At 63.2% G+C, this 8,147-nt stretch carries 6 protein-coding genes and 2 pseudogenes; 7 read left to right on the top strand and 1 reads right to left on the bottom strand.

Annotated elements, in window-relative coordinates:
- The 6 genes and pseudogenes from Q0L30_RS21085 to Q0L30_RS21060 form a co-directional block, all read left to right on the top strand.
- A pseudogene (locus Q0L30_RS21085) lies at positions 1 to 232 on the top strand (glycosyltransferase family 4 protein); the annotation flags it as partial.
- Positions 233 to 409: 177 nt separating this feature from the next.
- Positions 410 to 1,297, top strand: coding sequence for a hypothetical protein (locus Q0L30_RS21080; RefSeq protein WP_296660685.1), 888 nt, complete (start codon positions 410 to 412; stop codon positions 1,295 to 1,297).
- A gap of 509 nt (positions 1,298 to 1,806) precedes the next feature.
- Positions 1,807 to 3,370 (top strand): annotated as a pseudogene (locus Q0L30_RS21075) (DHA2 family efflux MFS transporter permease subunit).
- Between the two features lie 130 nt (positions 3,371 to 3,500).
- Positions 3,501 to 3,941 (top strand): MarR family winged helix-turn-helix transcriptional regulator, encoded by a 441-nt coding sequence (locus Q0L30_RS21070; protein WP_296660682.1) that lies wholly within the window; start codon positions 3,501 to 3,503, stop codon positions 3,939 to 3,941.
- A gap of 68 nt (positions 3,942 to 4,009) precedes the next feature.
- On the top strand, positions 4,010 to 5,530 hold the full coding sequence (locus Q0L30_RS21065) for an efflux transporter outer membrane subunit (protein WP_296660680.1): 1,521 nt from the start codon (positions 4,010 to 4,012) through the stop codon (positions 5,528 to 5,530).
- A gap of 34 nt (positions 5,531 to 5,564) precedes the next feature.
- Positions 5,565 to 6,893, top strand: a complete 1,329-nt coding sequence (locus tag Q0L30_RS21060) for an HlyD family efflux transporter periplasmic adaptor subunit (RefSeq protein ID WP_296660677.1) — start codon at positions 5,565 to 5,567, stop codon at positions 6,891 to 6,893.
- Positions 6,894 to 7,319: 426 nt separating this feature from the next.
- Here Q0L30_RS21060 and Q0L30_RS21055 read toward each other — a convergent pair whose 3' ends face one another.
- The gene (locus Q0L30_RS21055) at positions 7,320 to 7,631 is read right to left on the bottom strand and encodes a hypothetical protein (protein ID WP_296660675.1); all 312 of its coding nucleotides are present in this window, start codon (positions 7,629 to 7,631) and stop codon (positions 7,320 to 7,322) included.
- Here Q0L30_RS21055 and Q0L30_RS21050 point away from each other — a divergent pair.
- A complete protein-coding gene (locus Q0L30_RS21050) occupies positions 7,603 to 7,950 on the top strand; it encodes a hypothetical protein (RefSeq protein ID WP_296660672.1) in 348 nt (115 codons plus the stop codon). The two genes, Q0L30_RS21055 and Q0L30_RS21050, sit on opposite strands and share 29 nt — an antisense overlap.
- Positions 7,951 to 8,147: the final 197 nt, after the last annotated feature.

Genomic DNA, 8,147 nt, shown 5'->3' with positions numbered 1-8,147 from the left:
CGGCTCGGTGCCGGAAGTCATCGAGAACGGCGTTTCGGGCTTTGTCGTCGAAGACGAAATCAGCGCAGTCGCTGCGGTCAAGCGCCTGTCGACGCTGCCGCGCGAGAAGGTGCGCGCCGCGTTCGAGGCACGCTTCTCGTCGAAGGTGATGGCGCGCAACTACGTCGCCGTGTACGAAGAAATGCTGCGCCAGAAGCGCCGCACCGTGCTGCGCGAAGTCGCCGCCGGTTAAGTCCGGCTGACAGCGGGCGCTGCCCGCCTGGTCGCCGAACAACGCCCCGCTGCCTGCGCACCGGGGCGTTGTCTTTTGTGCGCAAGCGTTGCCGGTCAGCGTGAGATGAGGCGGCAATGTCCCTATAATGGCCGTGCCCGCAAAACCGCCGGCAACCCTGACGAGAGGAGAAGAGCTTTGGCGAGAACCCGACCGACGCCCACGGCAGCCGTACCAGGCGCCGGGACGATGTTCGCCTTGCGCGCGATCGGTCTCGTCCTTCTTGCGCGCTGGCTCTACTCGATGGAGCAGATGAACTTCCTGGCGGCCCTGCAGGGCATGGCTTCGTCGCCCTGGGCGTGCATCAATCTCGTTTTCCTGTTTCTGCTGATCGTGCTGCCGGGCGCGAAGGCACGCATCGAACGCCCGTTCCATCCGTTGCCGTCGTGGCTGCGCCAGGCACTGCGTTTCTTCGGTCTGCTCGGCTTTCTGTTCGCGCTGTGGTCGGTCGGCGTCTTCGTTTCGGTCGCAGGCTGGCGCCGGGCGCTCAGCACGGTGGCGGCGACCAACGGCTGGCTCGTCGTCGCGCCCGCGCTCTACGCCGCCGTGGTCTGGATCTGCCGGCCGCGCGCGCTGTGGCGCACCAACATCGCCGCGCGCCGTTTTGCGATTGGCCGCTATGCGGTGTCGCTCGATTCCGCTACGCGCACCACTATCGTCTGGCTGGAAAGCCGCAAGGTCGGCCAGTACGACGCGCGCGAGCTTTCCGTGCGCTGGCCGCAGGGCACGCAGCCGGTTGGCTCCCCGGTAGCTGCGGCTGCGCCGCAGGCGTCCGGCGCCGATCCGGTCATTACGGACGCGAGCGCCGACGGCGCTGCGCCATCGCCCTCCACGGCGTCGGAGCCTCTGGTGTCGGCACCCGCGTCGGCGCCAGTGGCCATGAAATGGCGCGCGAAGATCGAACTGCTGTGGGACTCGCCAGCCGCGGCGGGCCACAACCGCCAGACGGTGTTTCGCGTCGGCCTCGCCACCGAAGGCGATCGCGTGGCCGCGCATGCCCTCGACGCCGCGCTGAAGCAGGCCTGACCACGTCCGCTGTGCGGTCGCGCGGCGGACGCCGCGTCGCTTGCCGCATCTGTCGTTCAATCGAAAAAATCACGATGCTTCCGGGCTGGCTGCCTGGCGCCGTCCGTCTGCGCGCATTCGAAGAAGACTCAGGAATCCATATCAAGACGGCGGGTGTCATGACACGGCGAAATGCATGCAGCGTCCACGTATGAAGAAATACGTTGTGGTGCGAACCGCGCAGGGTGTTGAGCTGGTCTGTTGATCGCGTACAGGCGGTCGGCGTGATCGGCAGACGAAAAATAAATTTGTATAAATCTGCATTGTCAGATATAATTCGCGTCAGGAAATGGCGATCGGTACGCCGCGAGATCGATGAGGGCCGACGAAGGTCGAATCGGAAACAGCGTTCAGGCTTGTTTGCAAACAGCCTGCGAGCCGATAGGCCGTTTTTTTTATCGATATATCTGACTAATCAGATATATGCCGATCGCTGAAACACCATGTGATCTGAGTTCAAAGGACGCAGCATGAACCCGTCGACCGGCGCGAATGCGCCACGCCCTCTGACCGGCGCAAGATTTGTCCTTGGCACGTTCGCCGTGGCGCTCGCCACCTTCATGAACGTGCTCGATTCGTCGATTGCAAACGTCGCGATCCCGACGCTCTCCGGCAACCTCGGCGTTTCCATCGACGAAGGGACGTGGGTCATCACGCTGTTCGCCGCGGCCAATGCAGTGTCGATCCCAGCTGACCGGCTGGCTCACGCAGCGCGTGGGCCAAGTGAAGCTGTTCGTCGGGGCCATTCTGCTGTTCGTGCTGTCGTCGGCGGCGTGCGGTCTCGCGCCGAACCTGCAGGTGCTGCTGATCGCGCGGATCGTGCAGGGGGCCGTGGCGGGGCCGCTGGTGCCGCTGTCTCAGGCGCTGTTGCTCGCGTCCTTTCCGCAGCAAAAGAGTTCGAACGCGCTTGCGCTGTGGGCGATGACCGCGACAGTCGGGCCGATCGCCGGCCCGGCGCTCGGCGGATGGATCACGGACAACTACAGCTGGTCGTGGATCTTCTACATCAACGTGCCGGTCGGCCTCTTCGCCGCCGCGACGGTCTGGAGTATTTACCGGGACCGCGAAACGCCGACGCGCAAGCTGCCCATCGACAAAGTGGGACTGATTTCGCTGATCGTATGGGTTGCGTCGCTGCAGATCATGCTCGACAAGGGCAAGGACCTCGACTGGTTCGATTCGCCGGTGATCTGGGCGCTGACTATCGTGGCGGTAATCAGCTTCGTGTTTTTCCTGATCTGGGAGCTGACCGAGGAAAAACCGATCGTCGATTTACGGCTGTTCGCGCGGCGCAATTTTCTGGGCGGCACCGTGGCGATTTCGGTCGCGTACGCGATTTTCTTTGCGAACCTCGTGCTGCTGCCGCAGTGGATTCAGGGCTTTCTCGGCTACCGCGCCGTGGATGCGGGGCTCGTAACGGCGCCGCTTGGAATCTTCGCGGTGGTCCTCGCGCCGGTGATGGGCAAGGTCATGCCGCGATCCGACACGCGCGTGCTCGCCACATTGGCATTCGTCGGGTTCGCCGGCGTGTTTCTCATGCGCTCGCACTACACGACGGGCATCGACCCCTACACGCTGGTGCTGCCGACGCTCCTGCAAGGCATTCCCACCGCGCTGTTCTTCACGCCGCTCACCGCCATCATTCTCTCGGGGCTTCCGGCCGAAAAGATACCGGCCGCCGCTGGCCTGTCGAACTTCGTGCGCATATTGGCCGGTGCGATAGGGACGTCGCTGCTGAGCAACGCCTGGAGCAATCGCACGATCCTTCATCACGCGCAACTGGTCGAGCAGACGAGCGTCGAAAACCCGGCGTTCGTCGGCAGCATTGCTCGTCTGCAAACAATGCTCGGTGCGGGCACGCCCAAGGCGACGGCCTTCTTCGAAGCGTCGCTCAACGCGCAGGCGACCATGTTGGGCCTGAACGACATCTTCTGGATCTCGGCCGTGATCTTTGTCGCCATCGTTCCGCTGATCTGGGTGACGAGGCCGGGCAAGGGCGCTGGCGCGGGCGCAGCGGGTGCCGGCGGGCACTGACTGGCGCGGATTCGCCCTGCACAACGAACGGAGCAACGACGGGCGCAACAAGCGCAAAGGCACCTCGGGGAAAAATTTGACAGCATCTGACTTTGCAGATAAGCTGAATTCAGATTACCGAGGAAATGCGATGGACCACTACACGACGAAGAACTTCATGCTTACCCAGAGTATTGGATTCCTGCTGAACCGCGCGCGTAACCTCATCACCGCGGAAATGGACACCGGGCTCAAGGAGCTCGACATCACAAGCCAGCAAATGGGCATTCTGCTGTCGATCCAGCAGGGCGTGGCCACCACGCCGTTCGAGCTGTCGAAGCTGCTCGGGATCGACACGGGTCTGATGACGCGAATGCTGGACAAGCTGGAGGATGCAAAGGGGGTGCTGGAACGCTCGCGCAGCGTGGATGATCGCCGCGTGGTCAATCTGAAGCTGACGAAGAAGGGCGAGGAAGTGACAGCCCGGATTCCGGAGATTGCACCGCAGATTCTGAACGCGCGGTTGCGTAAATTCAGTAAGGCGGAGTTTGCCGAGTTGGGCCGCCTCCTTCGCAAGTTCAACGGTGACTGAACGCATGCGGCCACGCGCCGCTCGTTTTTTTATCCATTAATCTGACAAGTCAGAAAATGAAATCGCAGATGAAGCAATCCAGCGCTCGGACCCACATCCGTACCCACATCCGCACCCGTGTGCTGAAACTGGGTGTGTCGGCGATTTTCGCGGCGGTGCTGTCGGCCTGCGCGAACTATGCGGGGATCCATAGCGACAAGCAGATCGCCGCGCCGCAACAGTTCGAGACGGCTCAGAGCCTGCCTGCGCAGCAGGGGCACTGGCCGGCGGCGGACTGGGCCGATCAGTTCGGCGATGCGCAGCTCAAAGCGCTGATCGCCGAAGCGCTGCAGGCGAGCCCGACGCTCGACGAGGCGCGCGCGCGGGTGGCCGCGGCACAGGCGTATAGCGAAACGGCGAAGGCGAACACGCTGCCGCGCGTCGATGCGACCTACTCGCTCACGCGCCAGCAGTTCAGCGGCGCTGCGCTGATTCCGCCGCCGTATGCAGGCGCCTGGCAGACCGAAAACAAGGGCTTGCTGAGCGCCTCATATGACCTCGACTTGTGGGGCAAGAACCGCGAAGCGCTGAAGTCGGCCGTTTCGCAGACACAAGCGAGCCGGGCCGACGAGGAAGTCGTCAAGCTCACGCTGTCCACCGCGATCGCGTGCACTTACAACCAGTTGGCTCGCCTTTACGAATTGCGCGATATCGCGCAGCAGGAGGTTGCGCGCCGCGAGCAGATCGATCGCATCACGGCGAGGCGCATCACGACCGGCCTCGATACGGAAGTGGAACGCAAGACCGCGCAGGCCAATCTTGCGACGAGCCGCGCTCATGTCACCGCACTCGACGGCAGCATTCTGACCGTGCGCTATCAACTGGCTGCGCTAATCGGTGCAGGCCCGGATCGCGGCCTGTCGATGGCGCGGCCGGCGCTCGCTATCGGCGACGAAGTGCGCCTGCCGGATAACCTGCCTGCGGATCTGGTGAGCCGCCGCCCGGACATCGTCGCTGCCCGCTGGCGCGTCGACGCGATGACGCACGAGGTCAAGGAAGCGAAGGCGGAGTTCTACCCGGACATCAACCTGAGTGCCGCGATTGGACTCGACGCGTTCGGTTTTGGCCGCTTTCTCACGGCAGCGAGCCGGACGGCTTCGGTTGGGCCGGCGATCCATCTGCCCATCTTCGATGCGGGTGAGCTGCGCGCGCAGTTGAAAGGCCGTTACGCGGAGTTCGACTATGCGGTGGCCGCCTACAACCAGACGCTCGTCACCGCACTGAGCGAGGTAGCCACCCAGCTTGCACAGATCCGCTCGAGCGACGCGCAACTCGTCGACGCACAAACGGCACAAGAAGCTGCACAGGGCGCGGATCAACTCGCGATCACGCAATACAAGGCTGGCCTGACCAACCAGCTGACCGTGCTTAACGCCGATGTCACGGCCCTGAACGCCGATGAAGCCATCGCCAATCTGAAGATGAACCGGCGCGACGAGCAGATTGCGCTCGCGTCGGCGCTCGGTGGCGGCTACGTCGATGCCTCGGCGGAAGTCGTTCGCAGCGCGGACGCGGCCGCTTCAACCCACCACGCCGTCGCCGCGAATTGAGCGGCACGTTTGCCTACACGTCAGGAGAATTGAAATGAGCGAATCCATTGCACCCGACCGTGAGACGGCCGGTCGGAACAGCGAAAAAGCCAGCGAAAGGTCCAGCGAAACGACGCACGCCGTCGAGGCCGCCTCCGTTGCCACCGGCCCGGCAGCAACGCCCCCGGGCCGCCGCAGGTTTCTGCTCGTCCTTCTCGGGGTGGCCGTGATGGTGACGGGAGCGGCCTGGGGCGCCTACTACGCCACGTTTGGTCGCTATCACGAGACGACCGACGACGCCTACGTGAGCGGCAACCTCGTGCAACTCACGCCGCAGGTCACCGGCACCGTGGTCGCAGTCAATGCCGACGACACGCAGATCGTGCGAGCCGGCGACCCGGTCGTGACGCTCGACCCGGCGGATTCGAGAATCGCGCTCGCGAACGCCGAGGCGGCGCTCGGTCAGACGGTGCGTCGTGTGAGCGGCCTGTATGTGAACAACAACTTCTATGCGGCGAACGTGGCGCAACGCGAGTCGGACCTCGCGCGCGCCCAGGACGATCTGCGCCGCCGCGAGGCTGTCGCGAACACGGGTGCCGTCTCTGCCGAAGACATCGCGCACGCGCGCGATGCGGTCAGTGCGGCGCAGGCCGCGCTCGATGCAGCCCGCCAGCAAGCCGAGGCAAACCACGCCCTCACCGACCGCACGACCGTCGAAAACCACCCTGACGTACAGGCGGCCGCGTCGAAGGTGCGGGATGCCTATCTTGCGTACGCGCGCAACACCTTGCCGGCGCCGGTGACGGGCTACGTCGCGCAGCGTTCGGTTCAGGTCGGCCAGCGCGTGTCGCCGGGCACGCCGCTGATGGCGATTGTGCCGCTCGACGGCGTATGGGTGAATGCGAACTTCAAGGAGGTGCAGCTCAGACACATGCGCATCGGCCAGCCGGTCACGCTGACGGCGGACGTGTACGGTTCGAGCATCAAATATCATGGCCGGATCGAAGGCTTCTCGGCAGGGACGGGTAGTGCGTTTGCGACGCTGCCCGCGCAAAACGCGACGGGCAACTGGATCAAGGTCGTCCAGCGTCTGCCGGTTCGCATCCAGCTCGATCAGCGCGAACTCGAAGCGCACCCGCTGCGTATCGGCCTGTCGATGCTGGTCGATGCAGACACGCACGATGATTCCGGCACACAACTCGGTGCTGCGAACAAGACGAGCTATCGCACGGATGTTTTCGCGCAATACGGCGCACAGGCCGAGGCGGAGATCGCGAAGGTGATCGAGCAGAACGAGATGGCTTCGCGCGCGATGGGCGCAGCGCCGGTAGCGAAGAGTGCCGTGTCGCGCGTACGGACGGGGCGTACGGTTGCAGCGGGGTGAGTCGTGTACGCCTGAATCGACAGAAACCTTTCAATATCGCGACATGCCTGCTGGCGACCCGGCACATCGTGCAAACCATGCGTAGCGGTTTTCCGGCCGCTTGACTTCAAATGGCTCGACGGCCGGAGCGTCTCCCCGTTCGCGAGCGCCTCACGTTCAGGGGCTAGGAATTCCTGGCGGCAAAATTTCCTGGGAGCCGGTTGTTTCGCTTGATGAAGATCAGCCGTTGGAGCGTACAAACGTTTTCACACGGGTTTCCCCTTAATTTGGTCCGCCCTTTTTGGCAATTAAATAAACACAAGGAAAACATCGATAGTCGAGACGACAAGAACTCGACGATGTTTGACGACGGGCCTGTTATTTAGCTTGAGCCAGCATCCGATAGCGGCATGACGACCATGCCGGCGACCAGCGAGCACGGCCGTTCTAGCTATTGCAATACGACGTTCGTTGCTGCAGGTGGTTGTGACCGGCGCGAACTGTTCGATCAATCGGCTGCCGCAGCTTGCATGTTGCGATAGCTGTCTTCAGTAACGCAAAAAAGCGGGGCAGGCTGCAGCGGGCTCGAATTCGCGCGACGGGGGCGAAGCGCGAATCAATCGCCGACGACAGGAGCGTCGGCCGCGCCAGCATGTTGGCCCGGATTTCGTGCAGCAGACGTTGCGGCTGGCGGCCGCACTGCGCCGCGTTCTTCAGGACCCAGAGAGCGATGATCGAGGCAAAAGCAATGGAAAGCATATTGGAGAGCCGGAATGGCCATGGGCTCGCATACATCGGCGTCAAAGCGCGCCAGCGCGGTCTTGACGCGGATTTCCGCCTGCGCGCGCAGGTCAATGAGCTGTGCATCGCGCTATTCGATCATTGGTGCGAGCGTCGCGAACTGACGCCGCTCATCTATCTCCTGCATGCCTGGCCTTTTCTTCCCTCCATGCATCGGCCTGTCGAGATGCTTGCTGCATCGCTACGCGATCTTTTGCTGTTCCATGACGAAGCGCTCGACGATCGAGGCCGTCAACTGATCGGCGACATCCGGACACTGGAAGACTGTTCGGCCTGATTTGCCCATGTGCGAGCAGGGCGGGTTAGCACATGCTGACTTTTTCGCTGACGATATCGCCAAACCGGGCGTGACGAAGCACGGATGGATGACGCCGTGACATCGGTGAGAGGCTGGATGATCTCGTTTTGCGCTGGTCCGTCCAGCGCCGTACACAGGTGATGCCCTGAGAGCGAAAAAAAACCGCATGCGTGTAC

This window comes from Paraburkholderia sp. (assembly GCF_024281035.1).
Taxonomy (GTDB): Bacteria; Pseudomonadota; Gammaproteobacteria; order Burkholderiales; family Burkholderiaceae; genus Paraburkholderia.
This window is presented reverse-complemented; position numbering and strand designations above follow the sequence as displayed.

Coding starts and splice junctions, on each gene's coding strand:
- Q0L30_RS21055 (WP_296660675.1), bottom strand. CDS start 7,631: ATGCTTTCCATTGCTTTTGCCTCGATCATCGCTCTCTGGGTCCTGAAG.
- Q0L30_RS21070 (WP_296660682.1), top strand. CDS start 3,501: ATGGACCACTACACGACGAAGAACTTCATGCTTACCCAGAGTATTGGA.
- Q0L30_RS21060 (WP_296660677.1), top strand. CDS start 5,565: ATGAGCGAATCCATTGCACCCGACCGTGAGACGGCCGGTCGGAACAGC.
- Q0L30_RS21065 (WP_296660680.1), top strand. CDS start 4,010: ATGAAGCAATCCAGCGCTCGGACCCACATCCGTACCCACATCCGCACC.
- Q0L30_RS21050 (WP_296660672.1), top strand. CDS start 7,603: ATGATCGAGGCAAAAGCAATGGAAAGCATATTGGAGAGCCGGAATGGC.